Origin of the sequence: Limisphaera ngatamarikiensis, assembly GCF_011044775.1 — a bacterium.
GTDB classification, from domain to species: domain Bacteria; phylum Verrucomicrobiota; class Verrucomicrobiia; order Limisphaerales; family Limisphaeraceae; genus Limisphaera; species Limisphaera ngatamarikiensis.
In genome coordinates, this window is the sequence record NZ_JAAKYA010000012.1 from 158,175 (window position 1) to 180,985 (window position 22,811).

Here is a 22,811-nt window from a genome sequence, read left to right on the forward strand (position 1 = left end):
TGCAAACCCTGCCGGGTTGTGCTTGATTGGCGCCAGCATCAGGAACGCGCTCACAATGCGGTAGGGCGCGTAGCAGCCGAGCTTTTGAAGGATGCCACGGTGCTTGTTGGGTCGGGCGGCAGCCCCTGGGGGAGCCGACTCCGGCCCGATGCGCGGGGCCGAAAGGCCTCGAAAAAAAACCTTCACGAAAGACAAGGCCGCCCCTGATGCGCAGTGGCGGTTTTTGTTTTTCGCAGGTGTGGAACCTCCTGATGCGTTGACCGATTCGGGAGACGCAGTCATGGATCCTGTCAAGCCCGCGGTGAGGATCGACGCGGCCAATCCCCGCCATCATCTCTGGAACAACCACGGCACCTGGTGGTGTCATCTCACGGTTCATCTTCCGGACCACACCAAGTACCGGTTCCGCACCTCGTTGGAGACCCGGAGCCTGGAGGAGGCTTGCAGGGTGCGCGACTCGTTGCTGGCGCTCCTGGGTGTGCGGCCGCAGGAGAGATGAGCCATGCAGAGAATCCCGAGGGGAATCCGCGCAGCGGATTGGGCGGTGAGGACACGTTTAGGATTGTTTGCACTCACGGACGCAGTTGATGGCGGACAATCCGCCCGACCTTGAGCTCTGCATGGGTTGCACCGGTGGGCGATGAACTTTGCAGGACAGCTGGCCGGGCACGGTGAATCAGTGGGTCCAAAGCATGGGCAACGCGATGGAGAGGTTGATCCGTGCCTTGGGATTGCGAGGCGCCGGGATCCCGGACTGCCGGGCATGACGGGGACGGACCGCCGGGAGCGGAGCCAAGCACAAGAGGTCAGGCTGGCTGGGGCCGTCCGGGTGTACCGTGTCCTGCGCGGTCGGCCCGGCAAACCGGGCAATTGCGCGGCCACGCTGGGCCGCCTGTGGCGGCTTGTGCAGCGCACGACACCGGTCGGACCGTGGTCTCAAAGGGTTCACCGGGCCGGTTGAAGAGGCGGCCCGAGCCCGGAGCGGGTTCACCGACACGGCTGGGCACCGTCATTTGCGGAGCTGTCCATGAAAAATGGTTCCGGGGAGGGAATGATTCGGCGGTGAGTTGAATGGGCGCTGTGGATGTGGGGCGGAGGTGGTGGGTTGAGCTTGCCGGCGCGGGAGGATTGGCAACCATGCGGGGCATGGACGTGAAGGGTATGGCTGGTTGGATGAACCGGCGCGGTGACAGATTGCTGGCGGCCGGCTGGTGGGTGGGGCGCGTGGGGCGGGTGCTGGGCCGGGCCATGGGTCGGGTGATGAGGTCGGTGGATGAGACGGCGTGGGCGATCCCAAGGTTATGGGTTGCCGGGTTGGCCGTGGGTTTTGCAGGGGTCTTTGCGGTTCGCGGCGGGGAATCCTGGGTGGCGCGGTACAACGTGGTGTGGGAAAGTCCCAGCACGAATCATCACGGGTCCATGCCCCTGGGGAATGGGGAGGTGGCCTTGAATGCGTGGATGGACCCTGCCGGTCAGTTGCATTGTTATGTGGCGCGGTCGGACGCGTGGGATGAGTACGGTCGGTTGGTGAAGGTGGGCAAGATCCGGTGGGTGATCGAGCCGAACCCGGTTCAACCCGGCGAGCCGTTTCGGCAGGAGCTGCGGTTGGAGTCGGGTTCGATGGAGATTGCAACCGGCGGTGCGGGTGCGGCGGTGCGGGTGCGGCTGTGGGTGGACGCGTATCTGCCGGTCGTGCATATGACGGTGGATGCGGAACGGCCGGTGACGGTGACGGCGGTGGGGGAGCTGTGGCGGACGAACCGGCAGGTGAGGCGGGAGCTGGAGTTGAGCGATGTGTTGTGGGGGCATCCGGAGGCGGGAGCCGAGGAGGCGACGATGGTAGTGGAGCCGGATCACCGGGTCACGGGCTTGGAAGGCAGGATCGGTTGGTACCATTTCAACGAAAGGTCGGTGGGGCCGGCGATGATGGCGCGGATTCAGGGTTTGTCGGGTTTCGGGCAGACCGATCCGTTGTTGCACCGGGTGTTTGGGATCTTGGTGGAGGCGGAGGGCGGTCAGCGGGTGGACGAGGGTCGGCTGCGGTCGGGCCCGGGCCGGCGACATGAGTTTCGGGTTGCGGTGACGGCGATGCATCCCGGGAACCCGGAAGCCTGGCGGGCACAGTCGGAATTGGTGTTGGCGCAGGTGCGTGGGGATGGGGGGGGCCGGCGCTGGGCCGTGCATGAGGCGTGGTGGCGTGCGTTTTGGGATCGGAGCTGGATTCGGGCGAAGCGGGTGGCGGGCGCGGGACCGCTTGTTCCGCCCTTGGTGCCGCCGAACCGGCATCCGTTGCGGGTGGGGATGGATCGGGACGGGGGGAACCGATGGTCGGGCCGGATCGGGCGTTTGACGGTATGGGATCGGCCGTTGGAGGAGGCGGCGGTGGGGCGTTTGGCCGCGATCCGCTGGGACGAACCGGTGACGGGGATGCCGGCGCCATTGGTGGCGTTGAGGGATGCCGGAGTTCAGGTGTTACCCGGATCGGAGGCGTGGGATTTTTCGGGCGGTTTGACGGTGGAGGCATGGGTTCAACCGGAGAAGTTTGGAGTGGGCGGGGCCAGGATTGTGGATGAGGTGACACCGGGTGTGGACGACGGGTTCTTGCTGGATACATGGCCGGGGAACAGTCTGCGGTTCATTTGCGGCACGCACACGTTGCGGGTAGCGCGGGGTGCGCCGCCGGGGCAATGGACACATGTGGTGGCGGTGGCGGATCCGCGGGCGGGTCGATGTCGGTTGTATGTGAATGGGCGGCTGGAGGCGGAGACGCAGGGCATTCCGGGAGGGGGTGAGCATGATGAGGCGGAGCGGGTGAGTCAGATGTACCAGTTACAGCGGTTTGTGACGGCGGCGGCGGGTCGGGGCAGGTATCCGATCAAGTTCAACGGCTCGCTGTTGACGGTACCGCCGGGGCCCACGGAGGCGGATCCGGATTACCGGCGGTGGGGACCGGGTTACTGGTGGCAGAACACGCGGCTGCCGTACTACGCCATGGTGGCGGCCGGAGACTTTGACCTGATGGAGCCCTTGTTCCGGATGTACATTGACGAGCTGCTGCCGTTGTGTGTGTACCGGACACGGCTGTACCTGGGGCATGAGGGCGCATTTTATCCGGAATGCATGATGTTCTGGGGTGCGATTTTCAGCGAGACGTACGGCTGGACTCCATTCGAGCAGCGGGCGGACAAGCTGCAGCAGAGTCGGTGGCACAAATACGAGTGGGTGGGCGGTTTGGAGCTGGCCTGGTTGGCGCTGGAGTATTATGAGCACACGGGAGACAGGCTTTTCCTGGAGCGGCGCGCGTTGCCGGTGACGCGGGAGGTGTTGCGGTTTTTTGAGAGGCACTATCCCACCAACGCGGAGGGGAAACTGGTGTTCCATCCGTCGCAGGCTCTGGAGACGTGGTGGGTCTGCACGAATGCGACGCCCGAGGTGGCTGGATGCCGTGCGGTGGCCGAGCGGTTGCTGGCCCTGCCCGTGGAGGTTGTGCCGGCTGCGGACCGTGACCTGGCGCGGCGCTTGCTCGAGAAATTGCCTCCGGTGCCGGTCCACGTGGTGGAGGGGAAGACCGCTCTGGCGCCGGCGGCGGCGTTTGGCGAGAAGCGCAACACGGAAAACCCGGAGCTGTATCCGGTGTTTCCGTTTCGTTTGTTTGCGTTCAACCGGCCCAGGGTGGAATGGGCGCTGGCGGCATTGGAGCACCGGCTGGATCGAGGCCATTTCGGTTGGCGTCAGGACGATTTGTTCATGGCGTATCTCGGATTGACACGGGAGGTGCAGCGGGCCGTGGTGGAACGGGCATGGAGGAAGGATCCGAATGAACGGTTCCCGGCCTTTTGGGGGCCGAACTTTGACTGGACCCCGGATCAGTGCCATGGCGGCGTATTCATGCGGACCTTGCAGGCGATGGTGATGCAGACGGATGGCCGTGCGATTTACTTGTTCCCGGCATGGCCACGCGACTGGGAGGTGGAATTCCGATTGCATGCGCCGGGGCGGACGGTGGTGGAAGGGGAGCTGCGGGACGGGCGGTTGGTGCGGTTGAAAGTGGATCCCCCGGACCGGATGCGCGATGTGGTGGTGTTGCCGCCGCGATGACAGAGCCGGGAGTCACGGCAGTTGTCGGCGTCGGGCCATGATGGAAGCGATTCAGGGCGTGGCCGGGGTTGGCCGGTCGGGGTGGATGCGGGCGTGGAGGATGAGACCGGCGCGGCTGGCAACGCCACGGTATGGGTGTCTCGGCGTCTGGTGGGCGGGTGGGCCCTTGACTTGTCGGCGGGGTTTGCTGCGTAATGCGCAGCTTCATGAAGATGTGTGCATTGGGGATTCCGGGGCTGGCCGTTGGCCGGCACAACGTGAAGGATCCGCGTTTGGACGAGGTGGATCGGCTGGTCGAGGCCAAGAAAAAGACGTATGTCCAGGTGGACGTGGTGGGCGAGGAGGAGCTGAACACGGTGGAGGCGTTTGCCGTGGCGCCGGAGCGCCGGCCGGATTTGCTGTTGCAGGATCTGGAGTTCGTGGAGACGCGCCTGGGGCGCGGGCCCGGTGAGGTGGAGCGCCGGGCGCTTCTGAAGCTGAGGGCCGTGCTGGAGCAGGATCGGACAGCGGCCGAAGCGGAGCTGACGCCGGAGGAGCGCGAAGCGTTGTCTGTGCATTCGGGCTTGTTGACGTTGCGGCCGGTGGTGGTGGCCACGGAGGAGGAACTGGAGCGGCCGGAGCGGTTGGTAGTGCGGACCTACGCGGCGGCGGGTTACATCAGTTTCCTGACCGTGGGGGGCAAGGAGAACCGGGCGTGGAAGATCCGGAAGGGCGCAACGGCATGGGAAGCGGCCGGAGTCATTCACTCCGATATCCAGCGCGGGTTCATCCGGGCGGAGGTGATCAGCTTTGAGGATCTGGTGGCGCATGGCGGCGAGACCGGGGCCAAGCGGGCGGGGAAGCTGCGGTTGGAGACGCGGGATTACGTGGTGCAGGATTACGACGTGATGCATTTTCGGTTCAACAAATGATCGGTCGCGATCCGGTGGGCCGGGGTGGGGGCGGGGTGTTGCGCGGAGTGGAAACCGGAGGTGTGCCCCGGGTGGCCTGTGGGAGGTGGTTGGCTGCCGGCTGCGGTTCATGACCGCGGGGCCGGTGGAATGGTGAAAGGTGAGGAGGATCAGCCACGGGCGTTTCGAAGGGCGAGCCACCAGGTGAGGAGGGTGATGGCGGCGGCAGCGAGGCCGGCAGCGAGGTTGATGCCGCTGCGGCGGATTCGGTTGGTCCATGGCATGGTGAGGCTGCCGAGGAGCAGGCCGGAGAACCAACCACCGGCATGGGCTACGAGGTCGCTGCCTTCGCTTGCGCCGAGGAGGAGGAAGAGCATCACGCCTGCGGCGAGTGCTGCGTAGCCCCATCGGCGATCGGATTGAACGCGCAAGTGCCACCAAAGTCCCCGGGCGGTGAGCAGACCGAGCGCGCCCATGACCAGACCGGACGCGCCGAGGCTTTGGTGCGTGCTACCGTTGATCAGGAGGGCCAGGAGATTGCCGCCAGCGCCGGCCAGGAGGGCGGCCAGGAAGGCCGGGCCGGTTCCGTAGCCGCCCATGGCCAGGCCAAGCAAGGGGACGCCGCAGGTGAGGTTCAGGGTGAGATGGGTGGCATCGGCATGCAACCAAATGGCGGTGAAAAGGCGCCACCATTGTCCGTCCAAAACAGCGGCCCCGTGCATCAGACCCTGCCCTGCATAGAGCGGGGAACCGCGCTGGAGCAGGTAAAAGACGGTGGTGACCGCTGCCCATGCGAGGCTGCTCCAATCGAAGAGGAGTCCGGTGGCGGGCAACTCGCTGTGCCAGGGACGGGGTCGGTTTTCGAGTTCGAATTGTGCGATGCAGGTCCGGGCTTGGGTCCATTGGTCAGGGGCGACCCTGAGCTGCCAGCCGTGGGGGGTGGATTCGAGGGTGGATTCGATGCCCTGGCTGAGGAGGACCAGGCTCCAATCCATGGCCTGGCGGGGTGAATGGGCGTGGAGCACCGGTTCTTGCGGTGGGGTCGGGACGGGTTCTGCGGGGTGGTTGTGGATGGGCGGGTTCATGCCGGGTTCGTGGGAAACGCGAGTGGCGGAGGTTGGCGGTGGGAGGGGCCCGGCCGTCCCGGTGCATCCAGGGGGCTAGAGGTTGTCCAGCAGGCGTTGGAGTTCGGCGTCCGTGTTGTAGAAGTGGGGGGAGACACGGATGTATTTCCGGCCGGAACGGTCGGTGCGAAGGGAAGTGACAATGCGGTTGTCCAGCAACTTTTGGTGGAGAGCAGCCATGTCGGTTTCAGGACGGTGAAAGGAGATGATGGCGCTGGCGTTCTGGGCGGGGGCATCGGCCTGGAGGACCGTGTAACCCTTCTCCTGCAGGGCGGGGATGAGTTGGGCGCGTTTGCGGAGCAGTTCGCGGGCGATGTTTTCGATGCCGATTTCCAGCAACAGTTCCATGGCGGCTTTGAGGCCGACCAGGCCGAGCAGGTTATAGGTGCCGGCCTCGAATCGCGCCGGTCCGGAGCGGAACTCGATTTGTTCCTGGGCGATGAAGTTGGGGCAGCGCACGTTGTTCCACCCGTACCAGCCCGGGTGAAGGCGCTCCTGATGTTCACGACGCACGTAAAGGAGGCCGGCGGCGCAGGGGCCGAGCAGCCATTTGTGGGCGTCTGCGGCCAGGAAATCCGCGTGTTGGAGCGGCGTGGGGAAGGCGCCCAGGGTCTGGATGCCGTCCACGCAAAAAAGGATGCCGCGTTCGTGGAGTTGGCGTCCGATGGATTCGAGCTCGAGCCGAAAGCCGCTGACGAAGTGGCAACTGGCAAGGGCCACCATGCGGGTTTGCTCGTCCACCTGGCCCAGGACGTCCACCGGCCGGATGCAACCCAGGCCCTTGGTGTTCAGGAGGCGGACCTTCACCCCGCGCTCGGCCAGTGCCATCCACGGATAGACGTTGGAGGGGTAATCGTCAAAGTAAACGACGACGTTGTCCCGGCGTCGCCAGGGCCAGCCGGCGGCCACGAGACTGAGGGCCAGCGAAGTGGGGCCAACGAAGGCGACTTCATCCGCGTTGCATCCCAGAAGCCGTGAGGCGATGTGGCGGGTTTCCGTCAGGATTTCGGGGTAGACGATGCGTTCCTGGTCGTACTCGGTCCCGGCATGTGCGTAGCGGGCGATGGCGTCGGCAACGCGGCGGGGCAGGGGACAGACCCCTGCGTGGGCCAGAAACACGCACCGGGCCGTTACGGGGAACTCATGCTGACGCAATTCCTCGTTGTTGAGGATTTCCTCGATTGTCATGGGGGCAAGGTAGTCAACAGTCCTGCTGGTTGAAAGCCGGCAGGCCCGGGGTTGGGGCGGGTACGGACCGGTTTCAGTGCCGGCGGAGCACGAGGCGATGATCCACCCGCCGGGTCTGGTGGGGTTCAAGTGGTGGCAGGTCGGTGAGGGTGGGGGATTGGGTTTCGTTGAGTACGGTTCGGGCCAGTTCCTGGAGGGCGGTCCAGCGCGGCCAGGGCAGGGAGGGTGCGTGACTGATCTGGCGGAGGAGGCTGCGCCATTCGATCAGCATGCGGTCAATGTCGCCCACGCCCAGGGTGTCGGTCACCCATGCATGTTTGCTGGTTGGGTCGCGATGGACACTGGCGGCGATTTCGGCTGCGCCGGCGCCGTAACGGGGTGGGACGCCGTTTTCCAGGTACCCGGGGATGGTGCGCAATCCATAGCGCGCGTGGCATGCGGCGGCGAGGCGTCCACCCCAGCGGTTCTCCTCACCGGCAAATCGGTGACCGGCGTCGAGGTTGGCCAGGTCGTAGATCAGTTCCTCGAGGGGGTAGGATTCGTCTTCGAGGGCTGCGGCCAGGGCGAGCCCCTGGCCCTGGGAGAAGAAACTGACGAGGCGTCCGCGAAGGGTGGGACGGCCCTGGCCGTCGATGAGACCGAGCCAGCGCCAGAGTCCCACGGTGGCGGTGGCGGTGGGCAGGGAGCGGCAGGTGGCCTGCAGGGGGCAGGTGGCGCATTCGGGAGGGTGGACTTCGCGGATCAAGGGGCGCCACAGGGCCACGCCGTGGCGGTCCACGGGCACGCGCAGGGTGAGGTCGGCCAGGCTGATCCATGCGGTGAGTCGGTGGTCGTGGGCGACGAGTTGGATCAGCGGCGTTCGCCGTTCCATGAGGCGCTCTTTGAGCCGGGGAAGAACTTGCTGTTCCCATACGGCTCGGGCGACCTGGCGCCCGTTCCAACCGACGAGGCGCCGCACCCACTTCTGGAGCACGACGCGGTGATCGTGGAGGAGGTCGGCCACGGTGAGGGCCCGACCATGGATGGGCCGGCCATCCTGGTGGTCGAGCACGACCAGGGTGCCGGTTCCGAGTTTTTCGAGAGCCGCGGGGACGGTGAGGGCGGGGACGAGCATGGGCGGTGCGAGGTGGGCATGGTTGTCCGCGGTTGCCTTTTCCGGGCGAACGCCCTCGGGCAGGCCGGGCAGCAGGGGCACGCGCACGTCGCGGACGGGGACATCGCGGGGGGTGGGCATGGGTTCCCATTCGCCGCGGCTGTTCAGCATTTCGCGGAGGCGACGGCGGACGTGCCGGGCGCGTTCGGTGTCGGTGGACAGACCGCAGGGCACATCGCGGTGGCGCAGGGAGACTTCGACGCCGAGGGTGATGGGATGCGTGGTGAAGAGTCGTTCCTGGAGGCGCACGGCTTCTTCCAACGGATCGCGGCCCGTGTCAGCGGCGGCGCTCATGACGCTGAGCAGGGCGGACCAGTCGACCAGCCCGCACCGATGCAAGTGGACGGGGGCGGCGTCGCGGAGGCGAATGCCGTTGTGGGTGATGAGAATGAAACCGGCTTCATCCAAGCCCCGGCGGCCGGCCCGACCGAACATCTGCAGGATTTCATCGGGTCGGAGCGGGGTTTCGATGAGGTCACGCCGGTAGGAATCGGCGGCCAGGGCCACGCTGCGGAGGGAGAAATTGATCCCGGCAGCCAGGCCCATGGTGGCGACCACGACGCGGAGCTGCCCGGCCTTGGCCAGGGGTTCGACCACGCCGGCGCGCGCGGCGTAGCTCAGGCCGCTGTGGTGGTAGGCGATGCGGCATTTGAGCAGCCGGGCCAGGGGCTCGCCGACGAGTTGTTTTTGGGCCGGGCTGAGGGTCAGCGGGTTGGGGTTGGGGAGTTGTCGTGCCAGTTCGGTGGCCATGGCTTCGGCGGCCTGCCGACGGGGCGCAAAGATGAGGATGGGGCCGAGCCCTTCGGCGAGGGCCTTGGCGACCAGCCGCGGCCAGTACCCCGAGATTTCGGGTGGGACGTGGTAGCTGAGCTGCTGGGGATCGACCTCTTCGAGGGGGACGGGTCGTTGGTCGTGGCGGATGAGGACGGGGCGGCGGCCGAGGCGTTCGAGCCAGCGGACGACGTGGTGGGGATTGGCCACGCTGCCGCTGAGGAGCAGGAGTCGGGTGCGGGGCGGCGCCATGGCAATGGCGAGTTCGTAGTTCAGGCCGCGGTCCGGGTCGGCCAGCATCTGGTACTCGTCGATCACCAGCAGGTCGGGACCTTCGCCGCGCAGAAGGCGGGCCTTTTGGGTTTCGAGGGTGGCCACGAGGACCGGTGCATCCAGGTTATCCGAGAGGTCACCGGTGGTGATGCCGACGTTCCAGCCCCGGGCGCGCCATTCAGCCAGTTTATCATTGGCCAGGGCGCGGGTGGGTACGGTGTAAACGGCCTGCCCGCGGCAGCGGCCCTGATTGGACCACAGTTCGAAGATGAGGGTTTTGCCGGATCCGGTGGGGGCCTGAACCACCACGTCGTGCCCGGCACGGAGCGCGGCGACGGCCTGTTGCTGCCAGAGGTCCGGCACCACCATTCGGTGCCAGGCGGCCGTGCCATCCGAGCCCAACCTGTCTGCCAGCGACTGCACGGTCTCAACATAGGTCAGTGGGCGGGCCGGGCCAGTCAGTTTTTGCTTCCCAAGGGGTGGAGGGGCGGCAACCTTGGTGGATCCGATGATGGACGCGTTTACGCCTCTGGATGGTGCGTTGTTGGTGGACAAGCCCGTGGGCCCCACGTCGCATGACGTGGTGGATGCGGTGCGGCGACGTTTCAAGCTGAAGAAGGTGGGGCACTGCGGCACGCTGGATCCCAATGCAACCGGACTGCTGGTGCTGGTCCTGGGCAAGGGGACCAAACTGGCGGAGAAGCTGATGGCCGATGACAAGGTTTACGAGGGCGAGATCAGGTTTGGCGTGACCACGGACAGTTACGATGCGGATGGAAAGGTGGTGGCAACGGCGCCGGTGCCGCCTCTGACGTTGGAACAGTTGAACCAGTGGGCGGCGTCGTTCGTGGGCGACCTCATGCAGGTGCCGCCCATGGTGTCGGCGGTCAAAAAGGGCGGGGTGCCGTTGTACAAACTGGCGCGGAAAGGGGTGGAGGTGGAACGGGAACCGCGCCTGGTTCATATTTACCGCTTCCGGTTTCTGGATTACCGGGAGCCGGTGGGGCGATTTGAACTGGCGTGCACCAAGGGAACCTATGTGCGGAGCATTGCGCATGAGATCGGTCAGAAGGCCGGGTGCGGCGCTCATCTGGCCAGTCTGCGTCGGATCCAGTCCGGCAAGTTTCATGTGCGCGACGCCACGCCCATGCAAGAGGTTCTGCAGTGGTCGCCGGAGGAGTTGGAGCGGCACGTGATTCCGTTGCTGGAGCTGGCTCGGGCGGCGGGGTTGTTGCCCTCGAAATGAATCGGTCTCCGAGTGCGGCGGGCGGGTGGAACCGGGTCAGCCCGGATCTGGCAGGGCAGCATGAATGAGTGTGTGATTGTGGGGAACCCCGACGCGCTGCCGGCGCGAGGCCACCGGCCGGTGTGCGTGGCCCTGGGGTTCTTCGATGGCGTGCACCTGGGGCATCAGCAGGTCATCCGCCAGATGCTGGCCGAGGCACGGGCGCACGACGCGGCGGCCGTGGTTGTGACCTTTGACGAGCATCCGGCCACGGTGGTGGCGCCGCAGCGCGTGCCACCGTTGATCCAGACCCGGGCCCAGCGATTGCGCACGCTGGCCGGTTTGGGCCCCGATGCAATCTGGGTGTTGCGGTTTGATGAAGCACTCAGCCGGCTGAATCCGGAGGAATTTGTAGCGCTCCTTCAGGACGGTGTGGGGCGGCTGCGGAGTGTCTGCGTGGGGGCGAACTTTCGATTTGGCCATCGTCGCGCAGGGGACGTTCGGTTTCTGGAGGAGTCGGGGCGCCGGCACGGATTTACAGTGCACGCGTTTTCCGTGGTGGCCCTGGACGGGAACGTGATCAGCAGCACGCGGGTTCGGCAGGCGATTGCGACCGGACACCTGGACGTGGCGGCGCAGATGTTGGGCCGGCCCTGGGCCCTGGCGGGTCAGGTGGTGGCCGGTGACGGACTGGGACGCAGACTGGGTTTCCCCACGGCCAACCTGGATGTGCGCGGATTGGTGTTGCCGCCGCGGGGGGTGTATGCCGCCCGATGCGCGGTGGACGGCCGAACGTATCGGGCGGCACTGAACATCGGGCTGCGACCCACGGTGACCACAACCCGGGCCGATCTGCGGGTAGAGGTGCACCTGCTGGACTTCAGCGGCGACCTTTACGACCGGGAGCTGGAAGTCGTGGTGATCGAGAAGATTCGCGACGAGCGGAAGTTCGAGTCGCTCGAGGCGTTGACCCGACAGATTCGATCCGACCTGGAACGGGTCCGGGAAGACTGGACAGACCGCCGGAGCGGCGTCGAATGATGGGCGCGGGGCTCCGGATTCGGGTTCCTGCCGGTTACAAGCAGAGCAGCGGGGGACTTTGGGGTAGCCGGACCACCACCGTACCGACGAGTTTATCGTGCCACCCTTGACGTTCCGGGTCCCAGGCAATCCACAGGAAACCCAGGAACAAGGCGACGACGGACACCACGGCGCCCAGGGCCCGGACCACCGCCACTTCCAATCGCAGCGGCTGACCGTCCAGGCGCACCACCTTCAGCCTCAGGATCACACCGCCGACAGTGGTCCCCCTCCAGGTCCAAAAACCGGCAAAGTACAGCAGCGCAAGCAGCCAGCCGACCGGCGGTCCGGCGACGAGTGCCATCAACAACACCACGATCACGGCGTCAATCAACGCCGCAGCGAAACGTTCACCCAAACCCGCCCGCGGTAACGCCCATTCCCCGTAGCGGGGTGGCTGGGTCTGAACCGGCGTGGCAGGTGTTGCGGAGGCAGCACCCGGTTGTCCCGGCCCGGAGGGCGGCACTACGCCGGCGATGTCGGGCGGCGTGCCCAGGGTGCCGAATTCCGGGGTGGGGCGTTGCACCCCGGCGGGGGCAACAGAACTCAATGGCTGGACCGGCATGGGCGGCACCGGTTGTGGTCCACTCATGGGCGGGGTGGAGCCGGGCTGTAATGGCCCGGTCGTACTGTGGGGTGTAATCTCCTGCCGCAAGCCACCCAACAGCGCCACCACCGCGGCGCCCAGGCCCCAGAGTCCGGTCACCACGAACGCCAGCAGCCCCACCAAAGGCACCAGGTACAAAAGGGTCATCAAAGCGAACCCCACCAGCAGGGAACCGAGGAGTGAAAACCGTTGGGCGTTGCCCCGGACCAGGAGCCGGCCCAGATAGACCAGGAAGCCAACCTTCCCCACCAAACCTGCCAACAGCACCACAAGCAGCAGGATGGGAACGAGCAGAAGGCCCAGGCCCGTCAGCGCCAGGAGGAAGATGCCGAACGGCACCAACAGCTTCGCCAACAAACCGAGCAGGAGCGTGCTGGCGGGCCGGTTTTCTACCGCGGTGGCACATGCGCGGATTGCCCCCGGGAACAACAGCGTTACGAGCAGGTAGAAAAATGCCATGATGCCCAGCGCCACCCAGACCCAGCCCACCGCGAAGGAGAGCGGGCGCAATTTGAGCACGCATTCCCGCACCCAGGTGGTCAGACCACCGAGGCCCGGGCCGCCCCACTGAATCTCATGCAACTGGCCGTTGGCCCGGGCCCCCGGCTCGAGCGTGATTGTTCCTCCCACACTGACCACGTCGCCTTCCACCACGGCATCGGGACGGAGGAGCACCGACCCCCCCACGGTGACGACCTGGCCCCGGACCGTGCCGCTCAACTCCACGTCGCCTCCCACGGCCACGACCGTGTCGCGGACATTCCCGGCGGCTTTGATGTTGCCGAAGAGGGCTACCACCACTTCTGCTTCCGCCCCCTCCGGCAGGGTCACGTCCTTTCCGATGCCCATAAGCACCTCGTGGCGAGGGGGATCGGTCCGGGACGCAACCGCGTCGTCGGGACGAACCAGGCCGGCTTCAGTGGGCGCCTGGGCCGGCCCCGGGCTGGCAAACAGGAGCACCAGACAGATCAACCCATGGTGCCAGATCCGGCGCCAACCGCCCGGTGCCCACCGGCCGGCGCGGTCGGGTTGGCACATGGCAGGAAGACCATGGCCTGGATGGAATGGCGCATCCTCCGCTTGGGCGCGGTGGGCGGGTGCTGTCCCGCGACCGGGTGCGCGTGGCGATACGACAGGAAACTCAAAAACGACCTGGGTTGCTTTCATGGGTTCTCACCTCGATTGGATGGGTTGGTGGCGAATTGCAAAAGGCAAACACATCCGGCGGCCAACACGCCGGCAATACCAAGGGCAGAAAATACGGAGGCCCGTGCAAGCAGGCCGAACAGACTGTCCGACCGGAAGCAGTACGAGGCCACAACATCGAACGCCGTGATCATGGCTTTACAAAAAGCCAGGGTGGGCGTGACAACTCCCTGGAGCTTCTGCCAGCCCGGCTGCCACAACCAGACGGTGCCACCCCAGCCGGCGACCATGGCCAGGATTGTCAGGCCGACAAAGACGGCTGCCCGCAGTGTCCACGGCCAGCCGGCCCAGCCGTGGACCCGGGGCGCAGAGGTCCGGGGCAGCGCGGCCATCACCTTGGGCAAAAGGCCGGGGGGAGCGGGTACCGGGCCCAGCCCGGTCAGGAGCCGGTGCACGGCCTGTTCCAACTCGCGTTCGTCGTTCTGGTTCATGGCATCAAATCGGCCCCTTCGCGGCCCAGTTGCCGGTGCAGTTGCCGGCGCAGGGCGAGACGGGCCCGGTGGAGGTCCGTTTTCACCTTGGCCAGGGACACCCCCAGTTCACGAGCGATTTCTTCGTAGCTCAGACCTTCCATGTGATAGAGCACCAACGGGACTCGCTGGTGATCGGGCAGACGCATCAGGGCCTTGTGCACCCACGCCTCGCGGTCGCCAGCCTCGCCGGGGGCACTGTTTGCAGCGGGATCGGCAAAATCGGGCTCGTGGGAGGGTTCGTCCGTGGGGTCGTCCCCCGGGCGGCTCATTTCGGAGAAGAACTGCCAGCGTTTGCGGTACCGGGTGAGGTGCGTCAGGGCAAGCCGGGTTGCCACGGTTCGGAGCCAACCGCGGGTGGTGGGGCTGTCGCGGAGATCTTCGAACTGTTGGAACGCCCGCAGGAAAACCTCTTGGGCCACGTCCTCTGCGGCTGCGGCGTCGCCCAGCAGGCGCAGGGCGGTCGAATACACCAGGTCCTGGTGTTCCCGCACGAACGCTTCGAATGGGTGCGGCGGGTTCATGACGCGGCGGACCAGTCCGGCCCAGTTTGCACTCCCATGCCCTCGGGCCACAACCATGGAAGCCTGCCATGCATACGTTTGTCGGCCCACGCATGGTCACCCGCCTCCCAATCGCTGGACCCATGCCTCGAACGCGGGCCAGTTCTGCAGGCGCAACCAAACGGTTGCGAAGGCCAACAACAGCGATCCGATCCCGGCCAGGGACAGCAGCAGGGTGCAGATCGCCTCGGCTGCGGGGGCCCGACAGGCCTGCATCCACACGCCGGCCAACGGTGGAGGGAATGCCCGTCGGGCGGGGTGCCGGGCAAGGTTCCTCCCGGCCACCGCGGAAGGGCGGGATTGCAACCGGCCGGACCGCTTTTCCATGCCGCAAAAGGGGAGCGCCGGGGGGGATGAGACCCCCTTGGCCGGCGGGTGGTGCCATGCCGTTCTTGTCGCAAGGCCCATCTGCAACATTCGGCTCATGCCCATTTCACGCATTGGGGCGGGGGAAAGTTTCAACTTTTTGTAGCCGGTTGCCGGCCCGACCGTACATCCGGCCGGCCCCGTGGTTGGCGCCCCGGCGCGGGAGCCCGGACGGCAATCGGGGGACACCCGATCCAAAACAACATTGCGTTCGAAGGCGTCGGCACGGCACCTTGGCGGACATGATCAGTGTTTTGACAGGACCGGTTTATGTCGTGGGCGACAACATCGACACGGACCAGATCATTCCGGCGCAATATCTGAACCTGGTACCCACGATCCCGGAGGAGTACGAAAAGCTCGGCAGCTACGCTCTGTGCGGGTTGCCGGAGTCGCTGTACCCGGTGCGGTATGTGAAGCCCGGGGCCCTGGACAGCGAATATCCGATCGTGGTGGCGGGTCGGAACTTCGGTTGCGGCAGTTCCCGCGAGCATGCGCCCATTGCCCTGGGCTCGGCCGGGTGTCGAATCGTTTTGGCGGAGAGTTTTGCCCGAATTTTTTTCCGAAACTGTGTGGCGACCGGGGAATTGTATCCGTGCGAACTGGAAGAGCGGCTTTGCGACAAGCTCCGCACGGGCGACGTGGTCACAGTGAACCTTGACGACCTGACGGTGACCGAGGTGGCCACCGGGAAGGTGCATCGGATTAAACCGCTGGGGGATGTCCGGCCGGTGATTGACGCGGGCGGGCTGTTCAACTACGCACGCAAAACCGGCATGATTCAGGCGCAACCGGGAGCTGATCAGACCCCGGAACGGAAGTGACGCAGGTTTGGGGTCCGCTGTCCCCGGTGCGAATCGAAACGGAGAAAGGTTTGGCCATGTCGGAGACACGTGGAAACCCGGTTGTCGGATCAGCGGCGGAACGGAAGAGTCTGCAGGACCGTGCGCAGATGTCGGATTTGGAGCGGCTGCGCCACTCCTGTGCGCATGTGATGGCCACGGCGATTCTTCGGCTGTGGCCGGACGCGCAGTTTGCATACGGGCCGCCGGTGGAGAACGGATTCTACTACGACCTGGAATGTTCCCATCGGATCACGCCGGAGGATTTCCCGCGCATCGAGGAGGAGATGCGCAAGGAAATCGAGGCCAACCACCCGTTTGAGCGGATTGAGGTCACGCGGGAGCAGGCCATTCAGGATGCCCTGCGGGGCCGTTTGGGGGCCCTGAGCGACCGGCCCGGGCAGCCCAGCCGCTACAAGCTGGACCTGATCCAACAGATCCCCGAGGGCGAGCCGATCACCTACTATCGCAACGGGGATTTTGTGGACCTGTGCGCCGGGCCACACGTGGCTTCGACGGGGGAGATTGGCGCCTTCAAACTGACCGGTGTGGCCAGCGCCTACTACAAGGGCGACGCACGCAACCCGCAGCTCCAGCGCATCTACGGGACCGCCTTCCGAACCCGGGAAGAGCTCGAGCAGTACTTTGCCATGCTTGAGGAGGCCAGGAAACGGGACCACCGCAAGCTCGGACAGGAACTGGGCCTGTTTGTGATGGATCCCGAGTACGTCGGGCCCGGGTTGCCGTTGTGGCTGCCGCGGGGCGCGGTGATCTGTGAGGAGTTGGAGAAGCTGGCCAAGGAAACCGAATTCCGCGCCGGATACGTGCGGGTCAAAACCCCGCATGTGGCCCGCGAGAAGATGTACGTCACCTCCGGGCATCTGCCGTACTACGCCGACAGCATGTTCCCGCCCATGGAACTGGGGGACGATGCCGAGGGGGGGGCCGGGGAGGCACCGCGTGTGCGGTATTACCTGAAGGCGATGAATTGCCCGCATCATCACCGCATCTTTGCAGCCGAACCGCGCAGTTATCGGGATCTGCCGCTGCGCCTGGCCGAGTACGGAACCTGCTACCGGTACGAGCAGAGCGGCGAGTTGTTCGGGTTGATGCGCGTGCGCTGTCTCAACATGAACGATGCCCACATTTACTGCACGCCCGAGCAGTTCGCCGAGGAGTTCAACGCCGTCAACCAGATGTACCTCGAGTACTTCCGGATCTTCGGCATCGAACGCTACGTGATGCGGTTCAGCACCCATGATCCGGCGCGCCTGGGCGAAAAATACGTCAACGAACCCGAGCTGTGGCGTCAGACGGAGGACATGGTGCGCCAGGTGTTGAAGGACACCGGCATTCCTTACGTGGAAGTGCCCAATGAGGCGGCGTTTTACGGCCCCAAGATCGACGTGCAGGTCTGGAGCGTCATCGGACGCGAGTTCACTCTGGCGACCAACCAGGTGGATTTTGCTGTGCCGAAACGGTTCGGCCTGGTGTACCGGGACCGCGACAACACGGACAAAACCCCGCTCTGCATCCACCGGGCCCCCCTGGGCACTCACGAGCGGTTCATCGGGTTCCTGATCGAGCATTATGCGGGCAACTTCCCCCTCTGGCTGTCACCGGAACAGGTGCGAGTGCTCACCGTCAGCGACGATGCGGCCTTGCGTGAATACGCCGAGAGTCTGGTGCGCGAGTTGCGGGACCACTTCGTCCGCGTCAGTTACGACTTCGAGCCGGTGCCGATTCGGGCGAAAATCGCGGCAGCCGAGGCGGCGCATGTGCACACCATGCTGGTGGTCGGCCCCCGGGACCGTGCCGCCGGTCAGGTCAGCGTGCGCGTGCACGGCAAGGGCAATTTGGGGGCCCGACCCAGGGCCGAGGTGATCGCAGATATCCTGGCCGCGATTCGGGAACGCCGGCCTTGAGAGGTCCAACCTGCGGCACCGGGAAGTCCGAGTCACGGGTGACGTGGGAGCCGGGGCTGTCGTTGGGTGCGGCGACGGAGAAGGGGCCGCACCCCGCACGCGGGGACGCGACCCCGTTCTCACCTCACCAACCCAGCCGGGCTTCCAAATGCCTCAGGGATCCAGCATGGCTTCCTGGGCGGGGTTGACCACCCAGTAGCCAATCTCCAGGTGCGGATCGTTGTCGTTGTTCCAACGTGCGCGCCAGTAATTGTTGCGGGGGTTGATGACATCGGCGCGCCGCGGGCTCTCCGCATGCCCGTCGGCAAAAAGGAGGACCGTGCGACGGTTGTGCCGGTTGGAAGGCCATTCCAACGGGTTTTTCGGATCGATGTTGGCGTCGAAACTCCCGTCCGGTTTGCTGTCGCCGAGCATGATCATGTCGGCCGGCTTCTTGACCGCGCTTTCCTTGACTTCGCCCACCACGTTGATGTCGCCGCCCAACCCGAGCTGGCGCCCGCCGCCGCTGTCGCCGGGGTCGCGCAACCCCCAGTCGTTGTAACCAAGCGAGAATCGGCTCCGGGAGCTGATGCCCCAGGGGTCCCACCCTCCCGTGGGCGGTTGGGCACCGAGCGTGGGGTTGGCGTTGGTATCCCAGGCACTGTTGGGATTGGCGGCGGGGCAGTAAAACACGGCCCGATTGGTGCCCAACTGGGTGAACAGCCGGACGGGCCATACATAGTAGAACGTGGAATTCAGCCACAGGCAGCCGGGATACTTCTGGTATTCCTGCAGGTACATGAGGGTGGCAATGCCAACCTGGCGCATGTTGTTGAGGCAGCCGGTCTGTTTGGCGCGAGCCTTGGCTTTGGCCAGCGCCGGCAAGAGCATGCCGGCCAGAATGGCGATGATGGCGATCACCACCAACAGCTCAATCAGGGTGAACCCCGGCCGGGCCCGGGTCCCTTCCAAATCCCGTCTTTGCTGTCTCTCCATGGTTGTCCCGAGGTTTTCGTGACGATTGGAGCGGGTCGGGCCTGCCGGCTGACCGGCCGAAACCGGCCAGCCGGCTCCCGAACCCGACGTTACTGTAGCACGAGTCGGAAGAACTTGCGCGGATTGGCCGTGAGGGAGACCTCGAATGGGGAGGTTGCTCCCGGCACGTCCGACCACGGGCCCGTGAGTTCATCGGCCCATTGCAGTCGCCCCTGCGTCCAGGTCAACCGCAGGGTGTTGCCCTCGCGGGCGAAACCGAGTCGAACTCCCTCCAGGGCCTGGCGTGCGGCCAGGTAATGGAGGCGGGCCTGCGCCTCGACGAAGGCGTTGGTATAGACCACAAACTCATCCAGGAACCCGATGTACTGGACGTTGTCCAGCTCACCGGCCTGGGTCAGGCCGAGGTAGCGCAGACCCGCGTCCAGATCCTGACCGCTGGGGGCGCCGGCCGGCGTGGTGGCGTAGATGGTGATGCCGCCCACTTCGGCTCCGCCATCCAGGAAGAGCCGGCTCTCGCACGGCCGATCGTTGTACCAGATCTTGCTCATGACCACGTGATGCCACTGTCCGTCGGTGGCATAATTGTTGGTCACGCGGATCTCCTGCAAATCGGACGTGCTGAAGATGAAGTCCCCCGCGGCGTTGAAGTTGCCCCAGTAGATGTCGCCGTCGCCGGGGCTTTCGTGCGCCAGGATGGAGGGGTTCTGCCAGGTGTTGTTGCCGTAAGTTCCGCGCTGGGTGGTGCGGAACCAATATTCCACAGTGACGGCTTTACCCTGCTCGAGTTCCTTCGGCTGGCCGAACGGGTCCACGCGGAGGTTGACCAGTTCCGGAATCTCGGCGCCGAAGTCGATGTATTTCAGCGTCGAGGCCGGCGCGGCCGGTCCGGTGAACTCGATGGCGCGGCCCAGGCCGGGATGGGCGCTGGGTTTGCCCAGGTCGGACGCTGCAATGCCGGGACCGAACGTCACGGTGTACTGGCCGGCGTGGGAACCCAGGTTGGCCAGGGGCTGGCCGGTATCGGTTTCCTCGAATCGCAGCCAGTGAATGGGCTGATCTGCGGCCACCGCCTCCACCCACGAGGCCGGCTGGCGCGGTTTGGACGAAGCGTCGTTGGGGTCATACCCGAGGACGACCTCGTCGTGGTCGTTGAAGGAGTCCCCATCGGTGTCGCGTCGCAGGGGGTTGGTTCCCGTGTCGGTGGGGCTGACGTAGATGCCGGTGTTGGTCTCCACGCCGTCCGGCAGGCGGTCGCCGTCCGTGTCCGGATTCAACGGGTCGGTACCGGTGTCGGAGGCGCTGACCCAGACACCCGTGCCGGTTTCAACGCTGTCGAGCAGGCCGTCCCCGTCGGTGTCGGGATTCACCGGGCTGGTTCTGCGGAAGTATTCACCGAGATTGTTGAGACCGTCGTTGTCCGGATCCTCATCGGCATCGTTGCGGAAGGGATCCAGTCCGTAATTCACCTCCCAGAGGTCCGGCATGCCGTCGCCGTCCGTGTCCCCGAGATAGACGGACCGATAGTGCAGCCGCACCTCGGTCGGCGTCAGTTCCCGATCGTAGATTGCGACCTCGTCCAGGATGCCGATGAACTGGACGTTTTCGAGTTCGCCGTTGTCGGTGAGACCGATGCGGCGGATACCGGCGTCGAGATCCTGGTAACTCGGGTTACCGGCCGGCGTGGTGGCGGTGATGGTCACACCGCCCTCCTCCGCGCCGCCATCCACGTAGAGGATCGAGACACACGGTTGGTTGATGTACCACTTCTTGACCATGACCACGTGGTGCCATCGACCGTCCGTTACGGTGTAATTGGCGTCGCGAACGGTGTGGATCTCATGCAGGTCGGACGTGCTGAAGATGAAGTCGCCGCTGGCATTGATGTTGCCCCAGTAGATGTCGCCGTCGCCGGGGCTTTCCCGTGCCAGGATGGACGGGCTTTGCCAGGTGTTGTTGCCGTGGGTCCCGCGCTGGGTGGTCTTGATCCAGTATTCGACGGTGGTGACCTTCTCGACCGTGGGTGGCCGGAAATTCACCAGCTCGGGGATTTCCTGCAGGATTTCGACATACTTCAGGGTCGAGTTGGGCGCGGCCGGACCGGTGAACTCGAGGGCCTTGCCCGCCGGCGAGATGATGACCGAGGGCACGAAATTGTCCGCGGTGATGCCGGGGCCGTAGAACCCGTTGTAGGCGCTGCCCGCCGATCCGGAGTTCACCACCGGCTGCGACGGGTCGCCCTCCTCGAACCGGTACCAATACTTCGGTGCCGACCGCGTGACTTCCTGGACCCAGTTGCCGGGCAGGGGTTGACTCTGGGCGGAGTTGGGGTTGGAGCCGGCCCGCACCTCGCCGCCATCGTCCCAGCCGTCCCCGTCGGTGTCGGCCTTCAGGGGGTTGGTGCCCGTATTGGTGGGGCCAACGTAGACACCGGTGTTGGTTTCGACGCCGTCCGGCAGGGTGTCACCGTCCGTGTCAGGGTTGAGCGGGTCGGTACCGGTGTCGGTATTGCTCACCCAGACGCCGGTGTTGGTTTCGACGCCGTCGCGCAGGCCGTCGCCGTCGGTGTCGGGATTGGTCGGATTGGTGCCGCGTTGGTATTCGCCCGCATTGTTCAGACCGTCCCCGTCGGGATCGGCGTCGGCATCGTTGACGCCCACGTTGAGGCCGTAACGCCGTTCCCACCAGTCGGGCAGGCCATCGTCATCCACGTCGGACAGACCGAACTGGGCGCGCTCGGCTTCGAAGTGGGATTGGATTTGATCGGCCGGCAGAGCGACGTCGTAAACGCGGATGACGGCGATCACGTTGGTGCCCACGCCGGCGTTGCTCGGGTTCCCATTGGCATCGGTTTGTCGGGCGACCCGGAAGGGGATGGGGAATCCGCTGGCGTCCACCGCCCAGGTGTTGAGCGGGGTGGTGTACACTTCCTGACTGCTGAGCTGACCGTTGTAGTAGGCGCGCGCGGTCCGGGTTGCGCCATCGTAGGTGTAGACGATGTGGACCCACCGCTGGAAGGTGAGCGTGTTGCTATAGCCGAGGTCGGCCCAGCCCCATCCGCCCAGGCAACCCCAAACCGGGTGTACGCCGTGGCCGAAGGTGCAGTTGGAGCCGTCGGGCCCGCCGCGGCGGCCCCAGGAAAAGACCGTCTTTTCATCCTGCGGAGCCGGGTCCCAAACCCATGCCTCGATGGTCCGGGAAGCGTTCCCGGCCATGCTCTCGGGCGCGTTGGGCCCATAATATGAGGTGCCTTGCAGGCCGGGGGTGCCGCCTCGAAAGGCCACTCCCCGCACGCCGTCCACCTCAATGACCTCCGGCGCCTCGGCCCAAGGGAAGAAATCCCCGCTGATACTGCCGGTGTTGGGCCATACGTACAGGGGCCCCAAAGGTTGGGTCGTGGCGTCCAGATTGATGACCGTGGCGGCCCGGACCGACACTCCGGCCACGACCAGGCCGAGCCATGTAAGGGAAAAACAGCACTTGAACGTGATACGCTGCGCACCGAACCCCAAGGATGAACTCCGATAGAATGAGTGCCGGGATTGGGTTGTCCGGGTTGTTTTCATGGCATCTGAAAGTTGCGTGGAGGCGCAAACCGGGCGGGCGTTTGGCAAACACCTTTCCTGGGGCGATCTGTTAACCGCCACAGTGCCAGCCAAGCAAGGTAGCCGCGCTGCCGAACCCGGGTTACGATGCTCACGCTGCCACGATTACAGGATTACCTCCAGCCGTCATGTGGCATAAAGTGGCCACCCCCTGAATCCTTAGCCAGCCGTTGGGGCGGGGTGCAAAACGATGTTTTCGAATCGGAGGAGTCTCTAAACGAGATCTGGGAGGGCTCTGGGGCCCATCGGGGGGGTCGTCCGGGCGCCGGAAGGGCCGCAGGGCCGGGCCAGGGTGGTTTTTTTCCCAGATGCGGGCATGCTCCGCCCTGGCCGCCAGGGGCGGTCGTCGCGCGCGCGGGGTTCGTGCCGTGGCTCCAGTTCAGCCGGAGGGCACCGCCGCTTCCGCCGCCACGGCCCGCCACCAGCGCGCTTGCCACTGGTGCCACCAGTCCA

General features: G+C 65.5%; 15 protein-coding genes and 1 pseudogene. 7 read left to right on the forward strand and 9 right to left on the reverse strand.

The window, feature by feature from the left end; genetic code table 11:
* Window positions 1–280: 280 nt before the first annotated feature.
* The 3 genes and pseudogenes from G4L39_RS02390 to G4L39_RS15705 form a co-directional block, all read left to right on the forward strand.
* Window positions 281–499, forward strand: coding sequence for a hypothetical protein (locus G4L39_RS02390; RefSeq protein WP_165105603.1), 219 nt, complete (start codon window positions 281–283; stop codon window positions 497–499).
* Between the two features lie 638 nt (window positions 500–1,137).
* Window positions 1,138–4,098, forward strand: coding sequence for a DUF5703 domain-containing protein (locus G4L39_RS02395; protein ID WP_205880721.1), 2,961 nt, complete (start codon window positions 1,138–1,140; stop codon window positions 4,096–4,098).
* 662 nt (window positions 4,099–4,760) lie between these two features.
* Window positions 4,761–5,009, forward strand: a pseudogene (locus tag G4L39_RS15705) (DUF933 domain-containing protein); the annotation flags it as partial.
* 149 nt (window positions 5,010–5,158) lie between these two features.
* Here the strand turns inward: G4L39_RS15705 and G4L39_RS02405 are convergent.
* From G4L39_RS02405 to G4L39_RS02415, 3 genes are all read right to left on the reverse strand, one after another.
* Complete coding sequence (locus G4L39_RS02405) at window positions 5,159–6,073, reverse strand: rhomboid family intramembrane serine protease (protein ID WP_165105608.1); 915 nt, start codon at window positions 6,071–6,073, stop codon at window positions 5,159–5,161.
* 75 nt (window positions 6,074–6,148) lie between these two features.
* Window positions 6,149–7,300 carry an aminotransferase class V-fold PLP-dependent enzyme gene (locus G4L39_RS02410; RefSeq protein ID WP_165105610.1) on the reverse strand — a complete coding sequence of 384 codons (1,152 nt, stop codon included), beginning with the start codon at window positions 7,298–7,300 and terminating at the stop codon, window positions 6,149–6,151.
* Window positions 7,301–7,373: 73 nt separating this feature from the next.
* Window positions 7,374–9,920, reverse strand: a complete 2,547-nt coding sequence (locus G4L39_RS02415) for a DEAD/DEAH box helicase (protein ID WP_343203291.1) — start codon at window positions 9,918–9,920, stop codon at window positions 7,374–7,376.
* Window positions 9,921–10,005: 85 nt separating this feature from the next.
* On the opposite strand from G4L39_RS02415, the gene truB reads away from it, so the two are divergent.
* Together truB and G4L39_RS02425 are read left to right on the forward strand one after the other, a co-directional pair.
* Window positions 10,006–10,743, forward strand: a complete 738-nt coding sequence (truB, locus tag G4L39_RS02420) for a tRNA pseudouridine(55) synthase TruB (protein ID WP_165105611.1) — start codon at window positions 10,006–10,008, stop codon at window positions 10,741–10,743.
* Window positions 10,744–10,803: 60 nt separating this feature from the next.
* Window positions 10,804–11,763 carry a bifunctional riboflavin kinase/FAD synthetase gene (locus tag G4L39_RS02425; RefSeq protein WP_165105613.1) on the forward strand — a complete coding sequence of 320 codons (960 nt, stop codon included), beginning with the start codon at window positions 10,804–10,806 and terminating at the stop codon, window positions 11,761–11,763.
* A gap of 34 nt (window positions 11,764–11,797) precedes the next feature.
* Here G4L39_RS02425 and G4L39_RS02430 read toward each other — a convergent pair whose 3' ends face one another.
* From G4L39_RS02430 to G4L39_RS02445, 4 genes are all read right to left on the reverse strand, one after another.
* Window positions 11,798–13,258, reverse strand: coding sequence for an RDD family protein (locus G4L39_RS02430; protein WP_165105615.1), 1,461 nt, complete (start codon window positions 13,256–13,258; stop codon window positions 11,798–11,800).
* A gap of 314 nt (window positions 13,259–13,572) precedes the next feature.
* Window positions 13,573–14,046 carry a hypothetical protein gene (locus G4L39_RS02435; protein WP_165105616.1) on the reverse strand — a complete coding sequence of 158 codons (474 nt, stop codon included), beginning with the start codon at window positions 14,044–14,046 and terminating at the stop codon, window positions 13,573–13,575.
* A complete protein-coding gene (locus G4L39_RS02440; RefSeq protein WP_205880722.1) occupies window positions 14,043–14,609 on the reverse strand; it encodes an RNA polymerase sigma factor in 567 nt (188 codons plus the stop codon). Before G4L39_RS02440 ends, G4L39_RS02435 begins: the two co-directional genes overlap by 4 nt.
* A 96-nt stretch (window positions 14,610–14,705) precedes the next feature.
* Window positions 14,706–14,975, reverse strand: a complete 270-nt coding sequence (locus G4L39_RS02445; protein WP_165105619.1) for a hypothetical protein — start codon at window positions 14,973–14,975, stop codon at window positions 14,706–14,708.
* Between the two features lie 281 nt (window positions 14,976–15,256).
* On the opposite strand from G4L39_RS02445, the gene G4L39_RS02450 reads away from it, so the two are divergent.
* Together G4L39_RS02450 and thrS are read left to right on the forward strand one after the other, a co-directional pair.
* Complete coding sequence (locus G4L39_RS02450; RefSeq protein ID WP_165105621.1) at window positions 15,257–15,838, forward strand: LeuD/DmdB family oxidoreductase small subunit; 582 nt, start codon at window positions 15,257–15,259, stop codon at window positions 15,836–15,838.
* A gap of 56 nt (window positions 15,839–15,894) precedes the next feature.
* On the forward strand, window positions 15,895–17,781 hold the full coding sequence (gene thrS / locus G4L39_RS02455) for a threonine--tRNA ligase (RefSeq protein ID WP_165105622.1): 1,887 nt from the start codon (window positions 15,895–15,897) through the stop codon (window positions 17,779–17,781).
* A gap of 153 nt (window positions 17,782–17,934) precedes the next feature.
* Here thrS and G4L39_RS02460 read toward each other — a convergent pair whose 3' ends face one another.
* Together G4L39_RS02460 and G4L39_RS02465 are read right to left on the reverse strand one after the other, a co-directional pair.
* Entirely contained in the window at window positions 17,935–18,756 is an 822-nt protein-coding gene (locus tag G4L39_RS02460) for a type II secretion system protein (RefSeq protein ID WP_165105624.1), read from the reverse strand.
* 89 nt (window positions 18,757–18,845) lie between these two features.
* Window positions 18,846–22,319, reverse strand: coding sequence for a LamG-like jellyroll fold domain-containing protein (locus G4L39_RS02465; RefSeq protein ID WP_205880723.1), 3,474 nt, complete (start codon window positions 22,317–22,319; stop codon window positions 18,846–18,848).
* Window positions 22,320–22,811 lie beyond the last annotated feature (492 nt).

Bases quoted from the DNA above. Each gene is read 5' to 3' on its own strand.
- G4L39_RS02465 (WP_205880723.1), bottom strand. From the start codon at position 22,319: ATGAAAACAACCCGGACAACCCAATCCCGGCACTCATTCTATCGGAGT.
- thrS (WP_165105622.1), top strand. From the start codon at position 15,895: ATGTCGGAGACACGTGGAAACCCGGTTGTCGGATCAGCGGCGGAACGG.
- G4L39_RS02425 (WP_165105613.1), top strand. From the start codon at position 10,804: ATGAATGAGTGTGTGATTGTGGGGAACCCCGACGCGCTGCCGGCGCGA.
- G4L39_RS02430 (WP_165105615.1), bottom strand. From the start codon at position 13,258: ATGGGCATCGGAAAGGACGTGACCCTGCCGGAGGGGGCGGAAGCAGAA.
- G4L39_RS02410 (WP_165105610.1), bottom strand. From the start codon at position 7,300: ATGACAATCGAGGAAATCCTCAACAACGAGGAATTGCGTCAGCATGAG.
- G4L39_RS02405 (WP_165105608.1), bottom strand. From the start codon at position 6,073: ATGAACCCGCCCATCCACAACCACCCCGCAGAACCCGTCCCGACCCCA.
- G4L39_RS02435 (WP_165105616.1), bottom strand. From the start codon at position 14,046: ATGAACCAGAACGACGAACGCGAGTTGGAACAGGCCGTGCACCGGCTC.
- G4L39_RS02440 (WP_205880722.1), bottom strand. From the start codon at position 14,609: ATGAACCCGCCGCACCCATTCGAAGCGTTCGTGCGGGAACACCAGGAC.
- G4L39_RS02395 (WP_205880721.1), top strand. From the start codon at position 1,138: ATGCGGGGCATGGACGTGAAGGGTATGGCTGGTTGGATGAACCGGCGC.
- G4L39_RS02450 (WP_165105621.1), top strand. From the start codon at position 15,257: ATGATCAGTGTTTTGACAGGACCGGTTTATGTCGTGGGCGACAACATC.
- G4L39_RS02390 (WP_165105603.1), top strand. From the start codon at position 281: ATGGATCCTGTCAAGCCCGCGGTGAGGATCGACGCGGCCAATCCCCGC.
- G4L39_RS02460 (WP_165105624.1), bottom strand. From the start codon at position 18,756: ATGGAGAGACAGCAAAGACGGGATTTGGAAGGGACCCGGGCCCGGCCG.
- truB (WP_165105611.1), top strand. From the start codon at position 10,006: ATGATGGACGCGTTTACGCCTCTGGATGGTGCGTTGTTGGTGGACAAG.
- G4L39_RS02445 (WP_165105619.1), bottom strand. From the start codon at position 14,975: ATGGAAAAGCGGTCCGGCCGGTTGCAATCCCGCCCTTCCGCGGTGGCC.